Here is a 23,916-nt window from a genome sequence, read left to right as displayed (position 1 = left end):
CGAAGTATGAAATTTTATCGCCGTATCGAGCCTATTAAGGCCATGACCTTCGATCTTGATGACACGCTGTATGACAATTACCCGGTGATTATCCGTATGGAGCGTGAGTTGCTGGCTTGGTTGCAGCAAACACATCCTGCCGTGGCGCACATGGATAAGGCTGATTGGATGCAGGTAAAAAAACATGTGCTCCAGCAGAGACCGGATCTCAGAAGCGATGTGACGCTTTGGCGTTTAGTGCAGCTAAAGCATGGTTTTCTTTCAGTTGGCTATGATGAAGCGCAAGCTCAAGCCGCAGCTGAAGAGGGTGTGCAGCTCGCTTTGGATTGGCGCAGTCAGTTTGAAGTGCCCCAATCAAGCTTAGATGTTTTGACACAACTGGGAGAGCGAGTTCCGCTCGTGGCGATCACAAACGGCAACGTCGATTTAGATAAAATTGGCTTAACGCCATATTTTCAATGTGTACTCAAAGCGGGGCCAGATGGGTTAGCGAAACCCGCCACCGATATGTTTACTAAGGCGAAACGGTTCTTGGATATTCCAGCAGAGAATATTCTGCATGTCGGTGATCACCTAACCACGGATGTGCATGGTGCAAAGTCGGCTGGTTTTGCGGCTTGTTGGTTCAATGATATGAATAAAAATGTCATTAACCATTCAAAAACACGTACTTTACCTGATATTGAAATCAATAGTTTGCAGCCGTTACTCACACTTTTTTAATTGCTTTCGCATTAATCCATTCTAATCTCATTTTGTGTCTAGAAAAGCAGCGTAAAGCCACGTAAATTATTCACTATTAAGTAAAAAGAGTAACGCCACACGTCGTGGTGAAGATAGTGTTACGGCAGTGGTAGGTGCATGCGAGCTTTTTCAAAACTGGTTTATGATGTCAGTCAGTTAAATGACTTTTTAGTCACTTCTCAGTTATCTTCAAGTAAACAATATTTGGTGCAAATATTGTCGACTCAATCACGCGACTTTACGACCACACTTGCGGACGCTGTTTTATTGTTGCTGCCGAATGCTCATGTCGTGGGGCATAGTACGCGTAATGTCATTCTGGAGGGGGAGATATTTACCTCTGGCTGCCTGATCAGTGTGACTGAGTTCGAACAAACCACGCTTACTTCTGCTGTACAAACCTACTCTTACTCCCCCGATATTGATGGTGGAGAGCTCAAACGCTCGCTTCTGTTGCAGCATAATTCGCAAGTGATCCTCAGCTTTGCTGTGCAAATTGAACGACGTGACTATCCCTTGTTTCAAACGTTCGCTAGTGAAGAAGTCGTGATCTCTGGAGGGTTGGCGCAGAGTATTGATGATGGATGCTGGGTGCTATATCAAAACCGAGTTTACGATAACGCTGTGGTTGCCGTAGCTTTGCACAGCGATACCTTGAAGCTATGGACAGATGCGTATTCGGAATGGAACCCGATTGGCATGCCACATAAAGTCACCCATGCAAAAGGAACGCGCTTGTATTGCTTAGGTGAGAAGAAAGCGTTGGACGTATACAAGCGTTACTTGGCGGATGGCCATGATGTGACGCTGAGTCAGTTGCTCAGCTTTCCTTTGTATCGAGAAAGTTTGGGGCGCAAGGAAGTTTGTACGGTAACGGAGCTGCACGCTGATGGCAGTATGAGTTTCGACAGGCCTTGGTGTCTTGGTGACGAAGTACAATTTTGCTATAACCACCCCTCATTAACGCTCGAACAGGTGCGACATGGTGTGGTTGAGTTAGCCATGCACCAACCTGAAGTCGTGATGATTTTTAACTGCGCGTCACGGTTAGACTTTATTGACAGCAGCGACGAAGTCCAAGCCTTCAAAGATATCGCGACGACGTTTGGTAGTTATTGTATGGGGGAACTGCATGGCGGTATTGGACAGCCAGAAATTCTTCATCACAGTCTGACGTATTTAGCGATGCGAGAGGGAGATGAAGTACAAGCATTGAACTTGCCTAAGTCGCCCGTTAGCTCCTCTATTTCACCATTGTTTAGCTTGATTCGAAATGCGATTGGCGACCTCAACCATATGAACGCGCATATGGGGTATCAACTCGATCGCCAAACGCGCAAGTTACAAGAAAGCTATCGGCGAGATAGTCGCACTGGATTACAAAACCGAGTCGCGCTGCAAGAGCGGCTGAGTAGCATCGATTTGGATGAGCACTTGCTGACTCTAAAGCTACTTAACTTCAGCCATATCAATGAAAAATACGGTTATAGAGTAGGGGATCAGCTACTTAAAGACCTCTCAATGCATTTTACGAATCGACTGCGAAAGCGTTTTGGCATGCCAACGGCTTTGCAGCTTTATAGTATTGGGGTTGGTGAGTGGGCGTTCATATTTAAAGCTGACCAAAGCAGCGAAACCATCAAACAGCACTTTACTCGTTTTGCCGACGCGGTAGAGCAAACTAATTTTGAGCCAATTGGTCTGCGCGAAATAGATTATCTTTCTATCTCGCTGTGCGGTGGCTTAGTGAGTCGTCGAGATTTTCCATCAGCTTCTGCGGATGAGCTATTGCTCAAAGGCATTGAAGCGAGGCGTTCCGGTGTGCGCAGTAATACCCATATCTGCAATGCGAAAGACATCGAAGTCAGTGAGGATGTACGTAAAGAGCAACTTGGATGGTTGAGTTGCGTCAGTAAAGCCATTCTCAAACAGAACATCATCACCTATAGCCAGCCGATAGTGCATGCGGATAGCCATAAATTGGCAAGCCAAGAATGTTTGGTTCGCATTTTGGAGGAGGATGGAACGGTGATTACGCCAGGGCGCTTCCTGCCTATTATTTCCGATACGCATCTTTATACTCGATTGAGTCGGCACATGATCCATTCTACGTTACATTACATGCGAGATAAGCAAGGTGACTTTTCTATTAACTTGTCGCCGCAAGATTTGCTTAGTGATAAAACTTTAATGCTTTTAGAGCATGAAATTTGTCAGCTCAATGACCCTAGGCGAATTGGTTTGGAAGTGTTGGAATCTGAGCAAATCAAAGACTACGGTCGAATGATCGAAGTATGCAGTCATTTCAGAAGCTTAGGAGCGCGTATCATTGTTGATGATTTTGGCTCAGGCTATTCCAATATTGATGAAATCCTAAAGCTGGAGCCGGAAGTGATAAAGCTGGATGGCAGCTTGATTCGAGACATCGATAAGGATTTAAAGCAGCGCAAAATAGCTTCTCAGTTGGTGCGTTTGTGCCAGGTGTTTAATGCAGAAACGGTCGCAGAGTTTGTGCACAATCGAGAGGTGTGCAAAATCGCGCAGGATATGGGCGTCGACTATCTGCAAGGCTACTACTTGGGTGAACCTACGCGTTTGTTTTAGTTGTGTTTCACGTGAAACCATTCCAATAAAAAACGCAGCCTTGGCTGCGTTTTTTATTTTGAGCCATTCGGTTTTAGTTGAGTTAGCTCGGTGATTGCTTGAGAGCGTGTCCACTTTTTTCGGCTTGAAATAGTGCAAGGTAGTGAGCAAAGAATGTGAGCATTTTTTGCTGGTTATTTTGCTCGCCTAGTTGTCCGAGTAAATGTGCGGCGACTTCAAACGTGCACAAGTTACCTTGTTGTTGGTTGCGTCGCAGCTGATATTGCGAGTCTGCCGATGTAGACAGCGCCATAGTAGGGATACTTTCTAACCAACGGCTCTTGTTGATCATCTTGCGCGCCTCTTGCCAGGTAGCGTCCAAAATAATAAACAGCGGAGTTTTGGTTTGTTGCTGGCTTTGGAGCGCCACATGTTCGAGTGTGACGCTTTCTTCACTTGGGAATAGAAGCACTGGATACAGCGACGGATCAGCTAATCGAGCGAGCAATTCTGCTGGTGGTTGTTTTCGGTCCCAGGTTACTCGCTCAATATTGAGTTGGCACTGCTCTAGTAGCTGGCCGGTATTAGTATCACGCGTCAGTTCATTCGGATGCATCAACAGCAAGATGTTGTGCTCGCTGGTAAGTTTCGGCACCAGTGAGCACATACAGTTGAATTGAAAACCACAATTTGGACACGGTTGCGACATTACAGACGAACTCCTTCGCGAACCGGGCTAATCCCATCCGAGAACAGACGCACGCCACTGATTTGGTTTGGCGTTGCCGTTGGTGCCATGCTTGGGTTGAGTGGGTAGCTAACCCCACTGTATTGCATCACGTGTTGGGCCGCCTTAGATCCGCCACCGCTGACATTAAAAATAAGATCTCGCCAGCCATGAGAGGTTTGTTGGCCGAGCATAATTGGGCTTTGTACCAGTGTGATGCGGCTATTGAAGCGCCACTCTTTTTCGTGATGTTCAAATATCAGCAATGTACAGCCACCGGAACCACACCAATCCAGCTGTACTAATAGCTCTTCGTTACTATCGCCGTTGAGGTCATAAGTTAGCCAACGGTACTGGTTGTTGTTGGGGTTGGTTTGGTGAATGAAGAAGTAGTTGCGCACGGCGGCATCTACTTTGGAGTCAAACTCCGCACTAGAAGGTACGTCTGCACTGCTGATGGGCTTGTTAGCGCGTTTCTCGGCTGGTTGCATCATGCCCTCATCACGAGTGGTGGCAGGGTAAAGCACTAAACCACCATCGGCGATTGGGTATACCAAGTTACCGACTTTTTCTTTGGTCGCTTTGAGCTGATTGCCTTCTCGCGTAAACAGTCGCTCTGACATCAGTCTTTGTTGTTGATGATGCGTCATGACGACTTGAACCTGAGACGGACTTAATTGTTGCCAGTACCCACGCTCGATTAACGGTGCTTGCCCATTAGCGTAACTGTATTTTGTTGTGGCGCTGTGGTCTGGGTTTAAGGTCATTTGCACCTCAAAACCTTGTGATTGGGTTGAAGTCGCGACATAGGTATTGGCCCAGCTAAGCGTAGCGTCCACGTTTGCAGCCGTACCACAACCTTGATAAGTGTCGCCATCATGTTTTAGCGTCGCTTTCCAGCCATACAAAGAATCACTCATCGTATCTGAGCAGAGGTTTTCTGTTAGGCGAAGTTCACCATCTTGTAGTTGATATTTGCGCTGGCGAGGTTGAAGTTGACTGCTCTTAATCGCTAATTTTTTGGTTTGTTTGCCGATTTGCTGGAATGTCAGTCCATTAGCCTCAAAGCTTGCCGACCAAGAAGGCTCATTACCAAACACGCGAGTTGGTTTGTTTGGTTGCTGACAACGGTTTGGATTTTCCGTTGTGAGGAAGTTCACTTGTTCCACGACAAAGTTAGCATCGAAATCGGCAGAGAACCCATCGATGCCCGGTGGGTTGAGATGGCCGATAACCTCGCCATACATGGTCTGGTAAGGCTCGTTATTTAACTGAATTGCTCGTTGCATTTGCTGTGGTGACAGTTGTAACCAATATTGCTTGTCGCTGCCACAAGGCATGATGTATTGACTCTCGTGACCGACGATCACTTTTCCACGTAGCATAAAGGTTTGAGGTTGAATGGTGTCAGGCTTATCTAAGGTGGCTGGTGGAGAAGTTGGGTCGGCAGCGCCAGATTGTGGCGGCTGCGAACTACATGCTTGCAGAACCAGCAGAGTGGCAAGCGCCACTGGGTTTTTCAAAGCCTTCATGTTATATCTTCCTCATTATTGTTACTCAATCGGCATCGGATGGCATTATGGCATATTGGTTATTTAAAACTGAACCAGATACCTTTTCTATTGACACGCTTCGAACCCAAAAGGTTTCATGTTGGGAGGGAGTTCGTAATTATCAGGCGCGCAATATGATGCGTGACCAAGTAAAGGTGGGCGATTTAGTCCTGATTTATCACTCTTCTTGCAAGAATGTTGGCGTTGCCGGTATTGCTAAAGTCGTGAGAGAAGCCTATCCCGATCATTTCCAGTTCGATCCTGAAAGCGATTATTACGATCCAAAGTCAGACCCAGACAACCCGCGTTGGATTATGGTGGATGTCGAATTCGTGCGTAAAACGACGCGAGTGATTCCGTTATCGGTGATGAAAGCGATGCCAGAACTTGAGAACATGCCATTGGTGAAACGTGGAAATCGCTTGTCGATCATGCCTGTGGCAGAAGAAGAGTGGGAAGCGATCCTTGGCAAAGAGAAGTTGCCAAGTCAGCGATAAAAGAAAAGGGCTGCGAATGTCAGCCCTTTGTTATTGTTTGGAGTATTGCTGCTTATAGCAAGTGATCTTGTAGGTAGTGTGCAACCGCATCTTCTGCATTGCTGCCAATCACTTCGTTATTTGGCAATGCTTTCATCACTTTCTCGTGTGATGTACCCATGACCAATCCTTTACCTGCCATCGACAGCATTTCTACGTCATTCATGCCATCACCAAATGCCACGCAATTTTCTAACGTGAGGCCGAGTTTTTTCGCTACCGCTTCAAGAGCATGGCCTTTAGACACACCTGCACTCATTACTTCCAAGCACCATGGTGTTGAAAACGCAATATTCAGCTTATCGCCAAATTGTTCACGTAGTTTGTTTTCAAACACCACCAAGCGTTCGTGGTCTTGTGCTGGATGGGTGAAGAAGATTTTCGCAATACCGTCAGTTGGCGCTTGGTCTTCATCGAATAAGACGTATGTGAATTCGTCATGGAAATCACGCAATGTTTCGTCGTCTTTGTTCATCAACCAACTGTCATTTTGATACATGTGGATAAGTATTTCTTGATCGTGCTTGATCGTGTCGATCACGCCTTGAACCAGTTCTGCAGGGACATTCTCGCTGTACATCAGCTGATCTTCCTGGTCATGCACACGGGCACCGTTCGAGGTGATCATGTAAGCCGGAATACCGACCTGACGACGGATGCTCGCAACGTCTACGTGGTGACGGCCTGTTGCAAAGACAAAGGTGTAACCCTTTTCATGCAGCGCTTTTAGCGTCTCTTTTGAGTAAGCACTGAGCTGATGGTTTGGTGCGAGTAACGTGCCATCCAGATCAGAGGCAACGATTTTAGTGATCTCTTTGCAAGGTAGCGATGTGCTCATGAAGTCCTCGTAAACGGTTTGGATAGTGTGGAACAGGTGAATTGCAAACGGAGTACAGCAGACTGACTAGATCATACTGCTCCGAATGCGGGGGAACTTTGGTCGGTTGCATCTACGTTGTTAAACGCAACCAGACCCAAGCAGTGTACGTCAAAATGAGGATGAAAAAGAGGGTAAATCAATGTGCAGACATTTCCTCTTTAATCATGGCCGTGAAATGGTCGCCTAGAGTTCTTATTATGTTTTTTCGTTTGGCGATGATTTCGGGTCATTCATAAAGCGGAAGATCGCATCGAGTGCTTGATTACGATACAGGTCGGTCTCGAATAAGATCTCATGCTGTGCGCCTTCGATAGAAAGCAGCTCCGCATGTGGGTTGGTTTTACGCAATTTATCGATAAAACGTTTTTGTGCCAGATTGCTGACAATACGATCGTTCCCAGCTTGAATCAGGAGCACCGGTACTTTGACTTGGCGAGTCAATAAAAAGCATTGTTTTGCTGCCATTAGCCCTTGCCATACCCATCGAGTGCTCGGTCCACCGACTTGCAGTTCCGGTTTTTCCGTATAGAGATTTCGGAACCATTGGTAGCGACCATAGCTTTGGCTGAGCGGGTTGTCTTCAAAGGGTTTAGGAAAGTAGGCCTGATGTCCTGGCGCATAACGTGGCAAAGTGGATACCGCTGACATAATTTGTGTCACAGGAATCGCTATTGGCGATAAGTACCATGGCAGATTAATACCAAACATAGGCGCACTAAGAATCAAGCCGGTAAAGGGATGTTCTGGGTGAGTTTGCAGATAACGTGTAGCGATTGCGCCGCCCATGGAGTGGGCAATGATGAAACATTGCTGATAGTCGCTAAGGTCGTGTTTGTTTACGACCACGTCCATATCGTCAATATAATCAGTAAAGTCATAGACGTGCCCCATATCTGAGTCAGACAATAGACGATCTGATAAACCTTGTCCGCGGTGGTCAAAGGAATAGACGTCGAAGCCTTGGCGATAGAGATCGTAAAACAGTTCTTGGTATTTCCAGGAAGACTCAATGCGCCCATTAACGATGAGCACGGCTTTTTTATGTTCTGGGTTGGTCAGTTTGCACCAGTAAATGTTCTTTTTCTCAGTTCCTTTAACAAAGCCTTCTTGGCGAGTTTGCCAAAGTGCCGCGATCGGACCACCAATTGCTTGCTCAAATAATGACTCTTGAGTATAAGTCAAAGGTGAATGGTTAGTAGCCATTAGTCGATTACCTGAAGATACGTTGTTTACGCGATGTATCATCGAAGAATTAGTGAGGAAATGCAATGGATACCCACGTCTGGTTAGCTTATGTAGTAACTGCAATCGTTTTTAGTTTGGCTCCGGGGTCTGGCACGGTGAACTCAATCAGCAATGGTTTGAGTTACGGTACTCGCAAATCTTTGGGGGCTGTGATCGGTCTCCAAATTGGTTTGGCCATTCACATTGCGTTAGTTGGGGCGGGAATTGGTGCGCTGGTCGCACAGTCGGCAACGGCATTTTCTGTCATTAAATGGGTTGGTGCGGCTTATTTAGTTTGGTTGGGTATTCAGAAATGGCGAGACACCTCCAGCTTGGTGGCGGCTGAGAGCCACAAAGACATGTCTGGCATGGCACTCTTGTACAAAGCTATTTTGATTAACCTGACGAACCCTAAATCGATTGTTTTTCTGGTGGCGTTGTTTCCACAGTTTATTGACCCGGCACAAGACCAACTGACGCAACTGTTGGTGCTTGGTGTTACGACTGTTGTGATCGACGCGTGTGTGATGTTGGGTTACACCACCTTGGCGGCGCAAATGGGACGTTTTATTCGCTCCGATAAAATCATGGGGAAAATAAACAAAGTCTTCGGTTCAATGTTTATGGGTTGTGGTGCATTATTAGCAGCTGCAAAGTCATAAGCCATTTATAGGTCCTTCTTTAGCATGAATACAACGTATGTTGCTCGCCAGCCGATCTTTAACCGCAAAAGACAGACGCTGGGTTATGAATTGTTGTTTCGAGATGGGGAGAGTAATGCATACCCTTCGCATATTGAGTCAAACCGAGCAACATACCGATTAATTGTCGAGAATTTCCTATCTCTGGGCACTAACCCAGTGATTGCTTCTTCGCGATGCTTTATCAATTTTCCTCATCAAAGCTTGGTGCGCCGCTTACCGCGCAGCTTGCCAAAAAACAAAATCGTCGTCGAAGTCCTGGAAACTTGCCAGCCGACCGATGATCTTCTCGATGCGATTCGCGAGTTGTATCGAGAAGGTTATTTGATCGCGCTGGATGATTTCACCTTAACGCCGGAGTGGCGTCGCTTCTTACCTTACGTGCACATCGTTAAACTCGATATCATGGCAATGGGGCTGGAAAAAGCGTGTGCGTTGGTCAAAGCTCACCTTGCTAAACGCGTCAAATACCACTTTTTGGCGGAACGTGTTGAAACCGCAGAAGAGTTTGAGCAAGCCAAAGCGGCTGGCTTTAAGTTTTTCCAAGGCTACTTTTTTAGTAAGCCATTAGTTTCGCAAACAAAATACGTGAGCCCTGAGCAAGTGTTAGCGCTACAGCTTTTTCGTGAAGTCTGCTCACCAGAGCCAGACTTTACTCGTATTGAAACCATCATTACGCAAGATGTCGCGTTGTCGTACAAATTATTGCGCTTTGTAAATACGCAAGCGCCAAACCTCGCTGTCGAAATCAGCTCGTTTCGTCAGGCCTTGATCTACCTTGGTCAGGATAATCTTAAGCAGTTTGTCTCCTTGGTCGTGGCGTCGTATATCTCTAGTAACAAGCCTCGAGAGCTGTATCACCTTTCATTACAACGAGCGCAGTTCTGCCAATTAATGTCGCGTTATCAGCCATTTTCCCACCTCAACGAACAAGGGTTTATGGTCGGCTTATTATCGATTTTAGATGCGATGCTTGATTTGTCGGTGGAATCTTTAGTCAAGCAATTGCCACTTAGCGAATCTGTACAACAAGCCTTATTACATCGCAAGGGGGTTTATGGTGCGCTGATTTCTCTGGAAGAGTGTTACGAGCGTGCCGACTGGTCAGGCGTCGAAAAAATCACGACGCAGTTGGGGTTGTCTTTGGAAGAGGTCAAGCTCTCGTTAGGCGAAGCGGTTCGCTGGAGTCAAAACGTCGCAACCGCGTAAATTTCTGCCGTATCTTTATTCTCTCTAACCGTTCTTCTCTCAATCTTTATTGGCTGTTTCGATGTGAAACTTTTATGACGATGATGGGATCACTCTTGACGACATCTCAGAGTTAAATAAACATATACGCATATCCATATATAGGTGTGTTTATTATGCTTCCACATCAGTTTTTCAAGCTGTTATCCGATGAAACGCGCGTACGTTGTTTAATGCTGGTGGCCCGTGAAGGCGAAACTTGCGTGGGTGATTTGGCGTTTGCGTTGCAAGAGAGTCAGCCGAAAGTTTCTCGTCATCTTGCTCAGTTACGCTCCAGTGGCATCTTGGTGGATAAACGCCGAGGGCAATGGGTGTACTACGAGTTATCGCAGCAATTACCAGGTTGGATGCGTAAGCTGATTGAAGACTTAGTGGCATCAAACTGTTTGAAGCAAGAGTACCAAGACGACATCACACGCTTGCACGATAAAAGTCGTGAGGCTTGCTGTTAATAGCAAACAGAGATTCAAGGTAGAAGATTAAAGGGTAAAACTATGACAATTAAAGTAGGAATTAATGGCTTTGGTCGAATTGGTCGTTTAGCACTGCGAGCGGCATTCGACTGGCCAGAGTTAGAGTTTGTGCAAATCAACGATGTCGCAGGTGATGCAGCGACGCTTGGCCACTTATTAGAGTTCGATTCAGTGCAAGGTCGTTGGCACCATGAAGTGCAGGTTGAGGGCAATGAACTCGTCATCAATGGCAAGCGCATCGCCACGACTCAGCAACGTGATATCGACGCTGTGAACTGGTCTGGCTGCGATGTTGTGATTGAAGCGACAGGTGTACATCGTAAAACCTCGTATCTAGACCAATATCTCGATCAAGGTGTGAAGCGCGTGGTGGTGAGTGCGCCAGTGAAAGAAGAAGGCATTGCGAACATTGTAGTTGGTGTGAATGACCACATCTTCGATCCTGAAAAACATCGTATTGTGACAGCCGCTTCGTGCACAACAAACTGTATAGCGCCTGTGGTGAAAGTTATTCATGAGAAGTTGGGCATTGAGCAATCCTCTTTCACGACAATTCACGATTTGACCAATACGCAAACCATTTTGGATGCACCGCACAAAGATCTGCGCCGTGCTCGTGCGTGCGGCATGAGCCTTATCCCGACCACTACCGGTAGTGCGACTGCGATTGTGGAAATTTTCCCAGATTTAAAAGGCAAGATTAACGGCCACGCGGTACGTGTACCATTGGCGAATGCGTCATTGACCGACATCATCTTCGATGTAAAACGCGATACCACAGCAGAAGAAGTGAACGCTTTGCTGAAAGAGGCGTCGGAAGGGGAGTTAAAAGGCATTCTTGGCTTTGAGGAACGTCCGTTAGTGTCGATCGATTACAAAGGCGACCAACGCTCAACCATCGTTGATGCACAATCCACCATGGTGGTTGGCTCACGAATGGTGAAGATTTACGCGTGGTACGACAATGAAATGGGTTACGCAACGCGCACCGCAGAATTGGTTCGTAACGTTGGTCTGGCATAACCGGAGTTCATAATGTCTCATCCTACATGGCAATTAGATTTGGACTCTGGTGCATTAGTCCTAACACCGTGCCCGGGTACCAAAGGCGTCGAGTTGAAAGCGTCGTTGGAACAGTTGAAGGAGCAGGGGGTTCAAGCGGTCGTTACTGCATTGGACGATAGCGAGTTAGCAGCGAAAGACGTTGCGGCTTTGGGTGACACCACTCAGCAGCTGGGCATGAAATGGTTCCAGATCGAGATTGAAGATGACTGCGCACCAAGTGAAGAATTTGCGGCGAAGTGGCACCAAGCCAGTCCGGAACTGCATGCGATTCTTGCTCAAGGTGGCAAAGTCGCGATGCACTGCATGGGCGGCTCGGGTCGCACAGGTTTGTTTGTGGCTCACTTGTTGCTAGAGAAGAAATGGCAGTTAGAAGATATCGTGCGAGAAGTGCAAGCTCTTCGCCCTGGTGCGTTTACAAAACCGGTGCAGCTTGAGTACATCGAACGCGTGGCGAAAGACGCTTGATCAGCTTAAATAGCTTTTGGAACATCATGATCCAAAAGCTATTTTCCAGTTTATATAATGGAAAATAGGGCAGCAGTAAAACTAAAAATTTCAATTTAAGTTTTTGTTTTTATTGGTTATATTTTTCCGTTTGTAAATTTCGGTGTGTTTGTGAATTCGAACTAAGGTTGTATCGCCTTATGGTTGGTGTACAGGTTAATAAGCATTTGGCACATGATGATCTAAATACTTCTATCGCTGTACATAAGAGGTCAATATGATTTCTCAATTGAGCAAAAGTATTCGTCAGTACATGTTAGTGACGTTTAACTATTGGAACTTTACCGTGACCGACGGAGCGCTGCGTATGCTGGTGGTGCTCTATTTTCACGACTTGGGTTATTCCACGTTAGCTATTGCCTCACTGTTCCTTTTCTATGAATTTTTTGGTGTGGTGACCAATTTGATTGGTGGGTGGTTGGGCGCAAGGTTAGGCCTGAACAAAACCATGAACATTGGTTTAGCGATGCAAGTGTTTGCGTTGTTGATGCTGGCAGTACCCAACGCATGGCTGACGATTCCTTGGGTGATGGCGGCGCAAGCTTTGTCGGGGATTGCCAAAGATCTCAACAAGATGAGTGCCAAGAGTGCGATTAAAACATTAGTACCAGACGAGCAGCAAGGCGCACTCTACAAATGGGTGGCGATTTTGACAGGCTCGAAGAATGCACTCAAAGGGGCGGGCTTTTTTGTTGGTGGCTTGCTGTTGTCTTGGGTGGGCTTCCAAAACTCGATGTTTATTATGTCGAGTGTGCTGGCATTGGTGTTTGTTTGCAGCATGATCTGGCTAGAAGCAGACATGGGTAAAGCAAAGAGCAAACCTAAGTTTCGCCAAATTTTCTCCAAGTCCGAATCTATAAATATTTTATCTGCGGCACGTATGTTCTTGTTTGGGGCGCGTGATGTGTGGTTTGTGGTCGCTCTGCCTATTTATCTCGGCAGCGTGTTTGGTTGGGATCACTTGTGGGTCGGTGGCTTTTTAGCCGCATGGGTCATTGCTTATGGGTTTGTGCAAGGCTTTGCGCCGCGTATTACTGGTAAAGCGCAAGGTCGCGTGCCTGATGGTAGTGCAGCATTAGTATGGGCAGGAATTCTTGCGTTAATTACGGGCGGTATTGCTTATGGTGTGCAAATCGGCTGGCAGCCTGAGTTGGTGATTGTTGTGGGGTTAATGATTTTTGGCGCTGTGTTTGCCATTAACTCTTCGCTGCACTCGTATCTGATTGTGAGCTATGCCAAAGGCGATGGCGTATCTCTGGATGTTGGCTTCTATTACATGGCCAATGCGATGGGACGTTTGATTGGCACGGTATTATCGGGTTGGATCTACCAAGAGGCTGGTCTTGCGGCGTGCTTATGGGTCTCCTTTGCTTTCTTGGCGCTGACGACGCTGATTTCGATTAAGTTGCCAAAAGCTAACGTTGCTACTGCGTAACTATTCCCAGTATTGCTATCTGTAGATGGTATAAATGGCTCCAAATCGGAGCCATTTTTGTTTCTTATGCGCCGTTGATGTAATCAAACTGTGTGGGTTTGGCATCGAGAGTGAATGCTGATGTTTGGTTCTCGTTAATTGATTAGAGTGGTGATGAAATCCCCGTTGTAGGTCATTGTTGCGTTAAAAATAAGCAAAAACAGATTGTTAACCATTTCACTGGCTGAGATTTACCCTATGCTATAAACGATAAGCGACTCAAAGTAGGGAAAGGTATGAGAGAAAGGGTTCTGTTTTTTGATTTATTGCGCTGCTTTGCTGCGGTGGCAGTGATCGCCATTCACGTCTTGGCCCCTTATCGAAATGAGTTAGGAGTGATCCCGTTTGACCAATGGTTGACGGCGGTAGGCGTTAATAGCGTTACCCGCTGGGCGGTGCCAGTTTTCATTCTGATCACAGGAGCGCTGATGCTCAGTGACACTCGACCATTTGACGGTAAGTATTATATCAAAAGGCGTTTAGGCAAAGTCTTAGTCCCATTTCTTATTTGGTCGATGTTTTATGCATACCTCTCTGGCTGGACGGCTCAAGGGTTTGACTTTGAAACCGTAAAAGAGGTGTTAAGCAATAGCCCATTCCACGCAACGTATTACCACCTCGGTTTTTTCTATTACTTTATACCGCTGTATTTTGTGATTCCGTTGTTCCAATGGATGGTACGCAACGTTGATGACAATGTGTTGTATACCTATCTCGCATTTTGGCTTTTCACCAGCACGCTGTTTTTGTTCAAGATTGATGGTCCGTGGAGTAACCAAATGTGGCTCTACATGGGTTACCTTCCTCTGGGGTATGTTTTATTTCAAAAGGTGCCTTTGAACCGCTCTATGGTGACCTTATTTACAGGGTTTGGTCTCGTCGCGTTGGCTGTGACATTTACTATGGTCGTGACAAACAGTTTAGAGGTGGAGAAGTACACGGTTGGACGCTGGCTTTCTTACAAAACACTGAATGTCATTCTAGCGGCTTCGATGATTTTCATGATCGGTCGTTACTTTGGGGAAGGCTTGTCACCAAAAGTACAAAAAGTGGTGAGTGTGATCAGTCAGCACAGCTTGGGGATTTACTTACTTCACCCAATTTTCTTATGGCCGATGAAAGCGTTTGGTTGGTACACCGGACATCCCGCATGGGTGATTCCAGTCTGGATCATTATCAGTGGAGCTGGAGCCTTGGCGATGAGCTATCTCTTTTCTCGCTCTGCCAAGACTCGTTGGTTACTGCCTTAACGTTTGATGGCGAAGTGAAGGAATTTGTTACCACGATAGGTTAGCGTTCCTTTATCTCCAGGGTTGAGTGCATGGTAGTAGTGCACTCCAATTTGGAACTCTCGTTTAGGGCCAATAGAACCGCGTTGGACATAAATCCAATATTCTTGGTCGTCTTGGCCTGGTGGTGCATCTGGGACGTCGATAGCTTGCTTATCTAAAATAGTTACCTGTGCACTTTGTTCTGGAGCGTCTTCGCCCACATAGTGCTTGCTATAGAAACGAAAAAATACCCATGCGCCCAAAGCAATAAGGGTGAACAGGGCGACAATAAGTGAGATTGGCATGTTAACCTCCGATGTTTCATTGAGCTCTATTCTACAGAACTCATTGATGAAACGATGAGTTGAGATAACTTATTCATAATCTAATGAAAGGGACATGAATTTTATTCGGCGCACTTCACGGTTTACCTCAATGGGGACGCGATGAAATCGTTGCTTCATCTGCAAGCTACGTCACTAAAGCTGAACTAAGCAGCTTTCACTTGTCTGGCTATATGCGCTCAAGGGCACAAATTGAAAGTAAAATTGCACTTAACGGCTCGAAAAAGCTCTAAATTTATAGAAGAATAAAAATAACGAACACGGGAAGGGTCTGGTAAGGAGGGTTACGATGTCAGATATTGAAAAAGTAGTCATGCGTACCCGAACGATCGAAAAACTTTTGCGTACTCAGTACCATGCAGAAGGGAAAGGGTTACACCAACTTATTAATAGTTGTGAAGAACGTTTACCACATGACGTGATAGCGAAGCTTCGTTTTATCGCTACTGTGCGTAATAAAGTGGTTCACGAAGACGATTATAAGCTGGATGATCGGAAAGGCTTTATGGCGGCATGTGACGCTTGTGAAAAAGAGCTAACGCCAAGAAGCTCTCGTTTTATTTGGCGTGCAGCAATTTTGCTAATGACGTTGATTACGCTCGCCGCTCTTGGTTTCTACTATATGCATTGGGATATCTTGTCCAAACACATACAGTAGAAAAACACAGATAAATAAAAAAGGACGCATTTGCGTCCTTTTTTATTTTTAATCAGTAGGTTAGTACATCATTGGCAGTGTCATTAAACCCACAACCACTGCAATCATTACCAGCCCTTGTTTTTGAGAAGATGAAATCATAACACTACCCCTTAATCTTTGATGAACTCGATGAATTTAATATAGCACTGTTTTTGGGGTTTGATCAACATATGCTCGATAATCTTTTCAAAAAATACACTTAACTTGTCTTTTTTTACGTGTTTTTGACTAATGAAACTGTGTTTTTTGTGTTGTATTTAAAATGCTCGTATTGTGTGATTGTTGTTCGTATTTTGTTTAAGTGTATGATTTTAAAGTGTCAATCTTGGTTTGTTGTTGGCTTGGAAATTGTTTTTTGTTTCGGTTGGTATGTTGATTGCCGATTTTGTCTGTGTTTCTCAAAAATTGAGAAAATAAAAAGATGTGCTATGGAGGTGCATCATTGAGTTGAGGTGTGGAAGGGGAATTTTCTTATCTAATGAGAAAATATGGGCTTAAAAAGTGTTTAGTGATTTGATGGTTTATGAAGTCGGTATTTTCGATGGTTATTGATAATGTGGCTTTATTTATCATTAGCTTACGTTCGTTATTTGATGTTTTTGTTATTGAGTTAAGTTTGATTTTTCATGTTGTTCTAATCTGTTCATCGGTGGTTTCTACTATCTTAGCTCGCTACCAAGACGATTTTCTGTTTTGTGTCTGTTATTTATTCTTGTTGCCTGTGATGTATACAGTCTGATGGTTTAGTCATCAGTTTTTGACGTGATGGGTTACCAAGGCCATTGGGCTGCTTTTTAGTTAAATGGCCTGACTAAGCGCGGGTTATTGTGCCGTGTGATTTGATGAACTTGGCTCATGGGATAGGGCTCTGCCCCATATTTATGGCCGTCATTAAGGCTCATCGACTTAATTGTTGTGCAGACTGAGGGTTACAAAATGTTTCGAATCGCTAGCGAGATCCAACTTTCGCAGATTGTGTCTTTACATCAAAACTGGTCTACCTAGACTAGCGGCGAGTTTAAGTAAAAGGTGTATACGGCATGTGGAGTTGGCTGGCGATAGGGCTATCAGGTGTGTATTCCGTGTTGGGAGCAAAACAAGCTAACCCGACACAATCCCTCGTGTTTAAAATCTTTACTCTGCTACTTCTTCTTGTGTTGGTGTTAACTCAAGGCGCATCCGCAACATATACCTACTGGATTGCGGGTGGGCTTATTGTGTCTATGGTGGCAGATACGCTGCACTCGTTTAAAACTCGCAAGCTAATTTACTTTGCTGCGTATTTGCTTGCTCAGGTGTGCTACAGCAAGTCATTTTGGGTACAGCTTAATGGTGAGATTGTCTGGTGGCTGTTGGCCCTACTGCTCGCAGCGAGTATCGTGGCGTTCTTTTTGTTGCTACCTCAACTCGACTCTCTGGTGTTTCCCGTTGTGATCATGGGGATGATGCTGGTTCAGCTTGCTTGGGCGGCGGGTGAAGTTTGGTTGCAGGCCCCGAGCTATGCCAATGCTATCGGTTTCAGCGGAACCCTAGTTTTGATCTATTCGGCGTTGGCGTATGCGATACACGGTTACCGAAAACCGATGAAACACGCCTATCTGTGGGTAAGTGGCAGCTACTTCTTTGCCCACGCCCTCATTGTTGCCTCTATCATTTACTAATTTAAGTCAAAGCAGCTCCCGAAGATTTCAGTAAACTGGACGTATTGTTCTTGATGACTGGAGTCAATAATGAGTGAAATCCATGCCCACGAGCTGCTAAACCTACTTCGAGAAACGCCAATGGATCGCGAAGCGCTGGCACAGCACTTTGGCAACACCGTTCGCTTTCACACCTGTAAACTGAATGATCTAGACTTAGATGCATTGCTAGCATTTTTGCTCAAGCGCGACAAAATCCGTGAGCTTGAAGGTAAGTTTGTGGTCAATATGGCGCGTGTCTGCAATCACTAAGCGGCGGCTATGATGCGAGGGTGAATATGCTGTTTTCGCCCTCAACCATGTACTCACGTTGTCAGTTTGCTATACACTGGCCGCCATTTTTTAGGTGAGGCCAGAATATGGACATTCTTTCTGCAGCGACCATGCTGTTTCTAATCATGGACCCTCTCGGTAATTTGCCGATTGTGTTGTCTATTCTCAAGCACATCGATCCTAAGCGTCGCCGTAAGGTATTGATTCGTGAACTACTGTTTGCCTTACTAATCTTGATGTTGTTTCTGTTTGCAGGACAAAGCATCTTAAGTTTTTTACATGTCCAGCCAGAAACGCTCAGCATTTCAGGTGGCATTATTCTCTTCATTATCGCGATTAAGATGATCTTTCCGAGCGCTGGCAGTATCACTGGACTGGCGGCAGGGGAGGAGCCCTTTATTGTTCCGATGGCCATTCCTATGATCGCGGGCCCTTCAGTGATTGCAGCATTGCTTTTGCTATCTTCACAGCATCCAGAAAAAATGTTGGAAATGTCCGCATCAGTTGTGATTGCGTGGGGCGCAACATTTTTTATTCTAATGTTTTATGGCTTCTTTAATCGTTTGTTGGGCGAGCGTGGTCTAAAAGCGGTAGAGCGTTTAATGGGCTTGTTGCTGGTGATGATCTCCACTCAAATGTTTTTGGATGGTGTTAAGAGTTATCTTGGGTGACGGAATAAACGCAATAAAAAAGCCGCTCTTGAGAGCGGCTTTTTAGTATTTGGGCGATTACATCATGTGTTTACGACGAATATCGAGCAGGGCAAAAATACCAAAGATCAGGATGGAATATTTTTCCCAACTGCTCATTTTAATTTTGTCGCCAAATGCGCCAATGAAGATGGCCATTTGTAAACCGTGCATGATGAACAAAAAAGCGGTCATGATGTACAGCGCAATCGCGGCATTACCGGGAAACGGCATAAAGATATTGAGGATCAATACTAACCAAACAAAGGCGATAGCCGCTTTGGCCAGCAGAATTAATGCTTTCATTTAAGTGTCCTTTTAAATCGAGGCGCTATGCGGAGGTACGTTCATACAGACGGTAACTCACTTGGCCTGCTGTTTTTTCTCGATGTAACTGCCAGTTTTCTGGTAAGTCGGCAATATTGAGTTCTTTTTCTGTTTCAATATAAATCATCGCGTCTTCCGCGAGCCAGCCATTTTGTTCTAGCAGAGCCACGGTTTCATCCAATAGTCCCTTACGAAACGGTGGGTCAATAAACACCACATGGTGCGCAGTACCCGGCTGTTTTAAAAAGCTCAGTGCGTCGGTATTCACTACTTGGATGTTGTTCGCGTTAAGAGATGTCACGTTCTTCTGTAATTGCTGGAAAGCTTGTGGGTTCAGCTCGACCATGGTCACTTGCTCTGCTTGGCGCGAAGCCGACTCAAAGCCTAAGCCGCCGGAGCCGGCAAACAAGTCGAGACATTTTGCTTGCGGCACATCTTGAGCCAGCCAGTTAAATAGCGTTTCTTTGACGCGATCGGTCGTTGGGCGTAAGCCTTCAGCATCGTGTACAGGAAGTTTTCTGCCTCTCCATAAGCCACTAATAATGCGAACAAAGCCCGTTGTTGGCTTTTTTTGTGATGAGTTTTGCTGGCGACGTCTTACCATAGATTTTTTGACCGCTAATAAAGTGATACTATATCTAATCGCCCAAGCCGTGAGCTTGGAGCTTGGATACAGCCCAGAATATTCAAGATGACAGAGTGTAACACTAATAAGATTAGAATTACCTAATCGGAAAGTTTTCACAACTTTGTCATTAGCCTTTTTTAGACAGATAATAATCTTGTCAAAAAAGAGTCATTAATAGATAAAAGAACAATCTAGGATAGCCCCAGATGACGGAAAAAAAGAAGCGCGGATTACTTTCGTGGCTAGGTTTTGGTGACGAAGAACAAAGCCCAAAACCAAAAACTGAAGAAACAGTAAAAGAAGAAGCAGTGGAAGCGCCTTCTGAAGAGCAGCAAACCGACGCAGCTGCTGAGCAAGCGGAAGCAACGCCAGAACTTGAAGAAGAAGCGAAACAATCAGAGGCTGCCCCAGCAGAAGCAGAAGCAGAAGCAGAAGCAGAAGCAGAAGCAGAAGCAGAAGCAGAAGCAGAAGCAGAAGCAGAAGCAGAGGAGCCAGAAGTCGTATCGGCCGCGCCTCGTGTTCAAGAACAAGAAAAGCCAACAGAAAGCTTTTTTGCTCGCCTCAAACGCAGCCTAAGCCGCACAAAAGCAAACATCGGCGCTGGCTTCTTCGGTCTGTTCAGCGGTAAGAAAATCGATGAAGACTTATTTGAAGAGCTAGAAGAGCAACTGCTTATTGCTGATGTGGGCATGAATACCACAACAAAAATTATCAACAACCTGACAGAAAAAGCCACACGTGGCGATCTGAAAGACGGCGAAGCCCTTTATGGTTTGTTGAAAGAAGAAATGGCTGAGATTCTTTCTAAAGTCGAGCAGCCACTAGAAATCGATAGCAACAAAACGCCTTACGTTATCTTAATGGTGGGTGTAAATGGCGTGGGTAAAACCACGACCATCGGTAAGCTTGCCAAGCAGTTCCAAACTCAAGGTAAAAAAGTGATGCTTGCAGCGGGCGATACTTTCCGTGCCGCAGCGGTTGAGCAGCTACAAGTGTGGGGTGAACGTAATAATGTTCCTGTGATTGCTCAACATACTGGCGCAGACAGTGCTTCTGTTATCTATGATGCGATTGAAGCGGCAAAAGCACGTGGTGTGGATGTTGTGATTGCTGATACAGCGGGCCGTCTACAGAACAAAGCGAACCTAATGGAAGAGCTGCGTAAGATTGTACGTGTGATGAAGAAAATTGATGACTCTGCACCACACGAGATCATGCTAACGCTTGACGCAGGTACTGGACAAAATGCCATTAGCCAAGCGAAACTTTTCAGTGATGTTGCCCCTCTAACCGGGATTACCTTGACTAAGCTGGATGGTACAGCGAAAGGCGGCGTAATTTTCGCTATTGCTGAACAGTTTGGTATTCCAATTCGTTACATTGGTGTGGGTGAAGGTATCGAAGACTTGCGTCCATTTGAAACTCAAGAGTTTATTGACGCACTGTTTAGTCGTGAAGAATAAAAAGAGTTAGAGGAAATCAACGGTGATCAAATTTCAGCAAGTGAGCAAAGCTTACCGAGGTGGTCGACAAGCACTGCAAAAAGTCGATTTTCACCTGAGGCGCGGTGAAATGGCGTTTTTAGGCGGGCATTCCGGGGCTGGTAAAAGTACCTTGCTGAAATTGATTTGTGCGATAGAGCGCCCAACCGATGGAAAAATCCATTTTAATGGTCACGATATCACGCGCATTCCAAGCAAAGACATCCCTTTTTTGCGCCGCAATATTGGGATTGTTTTTCAAGACCATCGTCTATTGATGGATCGCAGTGTGTACGACAATGTCGCTCTGCCAATGCGTATCGAATCGATTTCTGAAAACGAAATCAAACGCCGTGTTTCTGCGGCGTTAGATAAAACGGGCTTACTCGATAAAGCTCGTTGTCTACCTAGTCAACTTTCTGGTGGTGAGCAACAGCGCGTCGGTATTGCCCGTGCTGTGGTTAATCGACCAACGTTGCTGGTGGCTGATGAGCCTACGGGTAACCTTGACCCAGAATTATCCAACCGTGTGTTGCGTCTATTCGAAGAATTTAACCGTGCGGGCGTGACTATCCTACTTGCCACGCACGATGTGGGGTTAGTAAACACTCGCCCACAGTATCGTCATTTTGAATTGAACCAAGGCTTCCTAAGTGAGGTAGAAGACTATGGCAGGTAACAAGCACTCCCAAAAGAAGGGGAAAGGCCGCAGTGCCAAGCGTGCGAATACCGATGGTTTTTTCTCTGTCCACGCAAAACAAGCTAAATCCTCTTTTAGCGCCTTATGGCAACGACCACTAGGCAACATTCTGACCCTAGCGGTCATCTCCATGGCACTTGCCATGCCAGCTTGTTTGTATCTATTGGGGAAAAACGTTGCAGGGGCAGCGGAAGATGTCGCTTCTCCTTCACAAGTTAGTGCTTACTTAGTTGAAGGCATGCCGGATGCGCGAGTGATGGTTCTCAAAGATCAAATTGAAACTTGGCCTTTGGTAAAAGAGGTAGAATATATTTCACCGCAACAAGGTCTATCTGATTTAAGCCAATATGCAGGGTTCGACCAAGCTATCAGCCTTTTAAGTGGCTATGCGCTACCCGGTGTGTTGGTGATTACGCCAGACTCGGAGCTAAAAAGTGATATTCAGTCATTAGCCAAAGACGTTCGAGAGCAACAAGATGTGACCGATGTGAGACTTGACGAAGACTGGCTGGCGCGTCTTGATGCGATCAAAACTCTCGCGAGTATTATTGTCATTACTCTGACAGTGTTGATGCTCGGTGCGGTATTTTTAATCGTTGGCAACACGTTGCGATTTAATGTGCTGGCGAATAAAGAAGAGATTCAAACCATGAAACTGATCGGTGCGACGGACAGTTTTATTCTGCGTCCTTATTTGTACACGGGGATGTGGTTTGGCGTATTAGGTGCCACCATCGCGTGGTTGGTAACGGCTTTAGTGACCATTGTTATGAATAGTGCGGTGGAAGATCTTGCTGCGTTGTACGACAGCCAGTTTCGCCTGATTGGTTTAAGCTGGGATGAATCTTTGCTATTAATCATCATTGGTAGTCTTTTGGGATGCATTGCGGCGCGCTTTTCTGCGCAACGACATTTAAAAGAAATTGAACCAGTTTAAGTGATGAAGGTCTTACTACTTGGATTTTATTAGCACTAGCTAATCTGGATCCCTTGTTTAGACCGAATGTTTATGGATAATTGCTTCCCCTTCTTGAAACTTGTTCATTTTGAGTTCAAGATATCGAAGCTAAATTTGCAATGTAATGCTCCAGATCAGAGATTGATGAGGAATTGAATGACAAAAGAAGCGTATCCGATGGCTCTAGTCACGCAAGATAGCCTTGATAGCTATATTCGCTCAGTAAACAGCTACCCAATGCTGACTGCAGACGAAGAGCGTGAGCTGGCAGAACGATTACACTACAAAGGTGAGATTGAGGCTGCAAAAGGTCTAATTCTTTCGCACCTACGATTCGTTGTTCACGTTGCTCGTGGTTACTCTGGCTACGGTTTGCCAATGGCGGACCTTGTGCAAGAGGGTAACATCGGTCTAATGAAAGCCGTTAAGCGTTTTAACCCAGAGGTAGGGGTTCGCTTGGTGTCTTTTGCTGTCCACTGGATCAAAGCAGAGATCCACGAATACGTGCTACGTAACTGGCGTATCGTGAAAATTGCGACCACTAAAGCGCAACGTAAGTTGTTCTTCAACTTGCGTAAGTCGAAAAAGCGCTTGGGTTGGTTTAACAACGGTGAAGTCGAAACCGTTGCGCGTGAGTTAGGTGTTGAGCCTTCTGAAGTTCGCGAGATGGAATCACGCTTAGCGGCGGTGGATTCAACCTTTGATATGCCAACTGACGAAGACGACAGCTCAAACGCTTACACAGCGCCAATGCTGTACCTAGAAGACAAATCGTCTGATGTGGCTGACAACATCGAAGCTGCAAACTGGGAAATGCATACCAACAATCGTCTGGGTCATGCATTAGCGAGTTTGGATGAGCGTAGTCAGCGCATCGTGCGTTCTCGTTGGTTAGATGATGAGAAAGCAACATTGCAAGACTTAGCTGATGAGTTCGGTGTTTCTGCCGAGCGTATTCGCCAGCTAGAAAAAAATGCAATGAAGAAACTAAAATTGGCCGTGGGTGAATTTTAATTTCCACTGCTAATAGAAAGTAAGATTTTCATAGAAAGCCGAGATCATGTGATCTCGGCTTTTTTATTGTCGATCGAAAATCGATAGCGTTTGCGATCCGGATTTTATGTGCTACCTGT

At 45.7% G+C, this 23,916-nt stretch carries 25 protein-coding genes; 18 read left to right on the top strand and 7 right to left on the bottom strand.

Annotated elements, in window-relative coordinates:
* The first annotated feature begins 6 nt into the window (after positions 1-6).
* Both yigB and J8Z23_RS15700 read left to right on the top strand, forming a co-directional pair.
* Positions 7-723 carry a 5-amino-6-(5-phospho-D-ribitylamino)uracil phosphatase YigB gene (gene yigB, locus J8Z23_RS15705; protein WP_006743011.1) on the top strand — a complete coding sequence of 239 codons (717 nt, stop codon included), beginning with the start codon at positions 7-9 and terminating at the stop codon, positions 721-723.
* Positions 724-861: 138 nt separating this feature from the next.
* The gene (locus J8Z23_RS15700; RefSeq protein WP_434634224.1) at positions 862-3,348 is read left to right on the top strand and encodes an EAL domain-containing protein; all 2,487 of its coding nucleotides are present in this window, start codon (positions 862-864) and stop codon (positions 3,346-3,348) included.
* Positions 3,349-3,430: 82 nt separating this feature from the next.
* Here J8Z23_RS15700 and J8Z23_RS15695 read toward each other — a convergent pair whose 3' ends face one another.
* Together J8Z23_RS15695 and J8Z23_RS15690 are read right to left on the bottom strand one after the other, a co-directional pair.
* On the bottom strand, positions 3,431-4,036 hold the full coding sequence (locus tag J8Z23_RS15695) for a tRNA-uridine aminocarboxypropyltransferase (RefSeq protein WP_046874392.1): 606 nt from the start codon (positions 4,034-4,036) through the stop codon (positions 3,431-3,433).
* Positions 4,036-5,586, bottom strand: coding sequence for a COG3650 family protein (locus J8Z23_RS15690; RefSeq protein WP_434634221.1), 1,551 nt, complete (start codon positions 5,584-5,586; stop codon positions 4,036-4,038). Before J8Z23_RS15690 ends, J8Z23_RS15695 begins: the two co-directional genes overlap by 1 nt.
* Positions 5,587-5,633: 47 nt before the next feature.
* On the opposite strand from J8Z23_RS15690, the gene J8Z23_RS15685 reads away from it, so the two are divergent.
* Positions 5,634-6,104 carry an EVE domain-containing protein gene (locus J8Z23_RS15685; protein ID WP_046874390.1) on the top strand — a complete coding sequence of 157 codons (471 nt, stop codon included), beginning with the start codon at positions 5,634-5,636 and terminating at the stop codon, positions 6,102-6,104.
* 52 nt (positions 6,105-6,156) lie between these two features.
* On the opposite strand, the gene J8Z23_RS15680 is transcribed toward J8Z23_RS15685, so the two are convergent.
* Together J8Z23_RS15680 and J8Z23_RS15675 are read right to left on the bottom strand one after the other, a co-directional pair.
* Positions 6,157-6,981, bottom strand: a complete 825-nt coding sequence (locus J8Z23_RS15680) for a Cof-type HAD-IIB family hydrolase (RefSeq protein WP_005393831.1) — start codon at positions 6,979-6,981, stop codon at positions 6,157-6,159.
* 237 nt (positions 6,982-7,218) lie between these two features.
* The gene (locus J8Z23_RS15675) at positions 7,219-8,226 is read right to left on the bottom strand and encodes an alpha/beta fold hydrolase (protein WP_395356355.1); all 1,008 of its coding nucleotides are present in this window, start codon (positions 8,224-8,226) and stop codon (positions 7,219-7,221) included.
* 65 nt (positions 8,227-8,291) lie between these two features.
* Between J8Z23_RS15675 and rhtB the strand changes: the two genes are divergently transcribed.
* From rhtB to J8Z23_RS15640, 7 genes are all read left to right on the top strand, one after another.
* Positions 8,292-8,909: a homoserine/homoserine lactone efflux protein gene (gene rhtB, locus J8Z23_RS15670; RefSeq protein WP_005393828.1), complete on the top strand. Its 618-nt coding sequence runs from the start codon at positions 8,292-8,294 to the stop codon at positions 8,907-8,909.
* 24 nt (positions 8,910-8,933) lie between these two features.
* Positions 8,934-10,157, top strand: coding sequence for an EAL and HDOD domain-containing protein (locus tag J8Z23_RS15665; RefSeq protein WP_005393827.1), 1,224 nt, complete (start codon positions 8,934-8,936; stop codon positions 10,155-10,157).
* Positions 10,158-10,312: 155 nt separating this feature from the next.
* The gene (locus tag J8Z23_RS15660; protein WP_005393826.1) at positions 10,313-10,648 is read left to right on the top strand and encodes a metalloregulator ArsR/SmtB family transcription factor; all 336 of its coding nucleotides are present in this window, start codon (positions 10,313-10,315) and stop codon (positions 10,646-10,648) included.
* 42 nt (positions 10,649-10,690) lie between these two features.
* Complete coding sequence (locus J8Z23_RS15655) at positions 10,691-11,692, top strand: ArsJ-associated glyceraldehyde-3-phosphate dehydrogenase (protein WP_005393824.1); 1,002 nt, start codon at positions 10,691-10,693, stop codon at positions 11,690-11,692.
* 12 nt (positions 11,693-11,704) lie between these two features.
* Positions 11,705-12,199, top strand: coding sequence for a cyclin-dependent kinase inhibitor 3 family protein (locus J8Z23_RS15650; RefSeq protein WP_301659817.1), 495 nt, complete (start codon positions 11,705-11,707; stop codon positions 12,197-12,199).
* Between the two features lie 256 nt (positions 12,200-12,455).
* Positions 12,456-13,673, top strand: coding sequence for an organoarsenical effux MFS transporter ArsJ (gene arsJ, locus J8Z23_RS15645; RefSeq protein ID WP_145533187.1), 1,218 nt, complete (start codon positions 12,456-12,458; stop codon positions 13,671-13,673).
* A gap of 275 nt (positions 13,674-13,948) precedes the next feature.
* Positions 13,949-14,962, top strand: coding sequence for an acyltransferase (locus tag J8Z23_RS15640; protein WP_301659816.1), 1,014 nt, complete (start codon positions 13,949-13,951; stop codon positions 14,960-14,962).
* Here the strand turns inward: J8Z23_RS15640 and J8Z23_RS15635 are convergent.
* On the bottom strand, positions 14,959-15,288 hold the full coding sequence (locus tag J8Z23_RS15635) for a DUF2500 domain-containing protein (RefSeq protein WP_301659815.1): 330 nt from the start codon (positions 15,286-15,288) through the stop codon (positions 14,959-14,961). The genes J8Z23_RS15640 and J8Z23_RS15635 overlap by 4 nt on opposite strands.
* 328 nt (positions 15,289-15,616) lie before the next feature.
* Between J8Z23_RS15635 and J8Z23_RS15630 the strand changes: the two genes are divergently transcribed.
* The 4 genes from J8Z23_RS15630 to J8Z23_RS15615 all read left to right on the top strand — a co-directional run bounded on the left by J8Z23_RS15630 (position 15,617) and on the right by J8Z23_RS15615 (position 18,671).
* Positions 15,617-15,985 (top strand): hypothetical protein, encoded by a 369-nt coding sequence (locus tag J8Z23_RS15630; protein ID WP_005393815.1) that lies wholly within the window; start codon positions 15,617-15,619, stop codon positions 15,983-15,985.
* A gap of 1,082 nt (positions 15,986-17,067) precedes the next feature.
* Positions 17,068-17,688, top strand: a complete 621-nt coding sequence (locus tag J8Z23_RS15625; RefSeq protein ID WP_005393811.1) for a lysoplasmalogenase — start codon at positions 17,068-17,070, stop codon at positions 17,686-17,688.
* Positions 17,689-17,757: 69 nt separating this feature from the next.
* Positions 17,758-17,979 carry a YecH family metal-binding protein gene (locus J8Z23_RS15620; protein WP_005393809.1) on the top strand — a complete coding sequence of 74 codons (222 nt, stop codon included), beginning with the start codon at positions 17,758-17,760 and terminating at the stop codon, positions 17,977-17,979.
* Between the two features lie 107 nt (positions 17,980-18,086).
* Positions 18,087-18,671 (top strand): YhgN family NAAT transporter, encoded by a 585-nt coding sequence (locus J8Z23_RS15615; RefSeq protein ID WP_005393807.1) that lies wholly within the window; start codon positions 18,087-18,089, stop codon positions 18,669-18,671.
* Positions 18,672-18,728: 57 nt separating this feature from the next.
* Here the strand turns inward: J8Z23_RS15615 and J8Z23_RS15610 are convergent, their stop codons facing one another.
* Both J8Z23_RS15610 and rsmD read right to left on the bottom strand, forming a co-directional pair.
* Entirely contained in the window at positions 18,729-18,995 is a 267-nt protein-coding gene (locus J8Z23_RS15610) for a DUF1145 domain-containing protein (protein WP_005393805.1), read from the bottom strand.
* Between the two features lie 25 nt (positions 18,996-19,020).
* Entirely contained in the window at positions 19,021-19,620 is a 600-nt protein-coding gene (gene rsmD / locus J8Z23_RS15605; protein ID WP_114324084.1) for a 16S rRNA (guanine(966)-N(2))-methyltransferase RsmD, read from the bottom strand.
* A 230-nt stretch (positions 19,621-19,850) separates the two neighbouring features.
* Here rsmD and ftsY point away from each other — a divergent pair, with 230 nt between their 5' ends.
* From ftsY to rpoH, 4 genes are all read left to right on the top strand, one after another.
* On the top strand, positions 19,851-21,107 hold the full coding sequence (ftsY, locus tag J8Z23_RS15600; RefSeq protein ID WP_434634211.1) for a signal recognition particle-docking protein FtsY: 1,257 nt from the start codon (positions 19,851-19,853) through the stop codon (positions 21,105-21,107).
* A gap of 22 nt (positions 21,108-21,129) precedes the next feature.
* Positions 21,130-21,804, top strand: coding sequence for a cell division ATP-binding protein FtsE (gene ftsE / locus J8Z23_RS15595; RefSeq protein ID WP_005393800.1), 675 nt, complete (start codon positions 21,130-21,132; stop codon positions 21,802-21,804).
* A complete protein-coding gene (gene ftsX / locus J8Z23_RS15590) occupies positions 21,794-22,762 on the top strand; it encodes a permease-like cell division protein FtsX (protein WP_005378695.1) in 969 nt (322 codons plus the stop codon). Before ftsE ends, ftsX begins: the two co-directional genes overlap by 11 nt.
* A 177-nt stretch (positions 22,763-22,939) precedes the next feature.
* On the top strand, positions 22,940-23,797 hold the full coding sequence (gene rpoH / locus J8Z23_RS15585) for an RNA polymerase sigma factor RpoH (protein ID WP_005378693.1): 858 nt from the start codon (positions 22,940-22,942) through the stop codon (positions 23,795-23,797).
* Positions 23,798-23,916 lie beyond the last annotated feature (119 nt).

The organism is Vibrio sp. SCSIO 43086, assembly GCF_051132235.1.
GTDB lineage: Bacteria > Pseudomonadota > Gammaproteobacteria > Enterobacterales > Vibrionaceae > Vibrio > Vibrio diabolicus.
The sequence above is the reverse complement of the archived record's forward strand: the minus strand, read 5'-3'. Positions and strand labels throughout refer to the sequence as shown.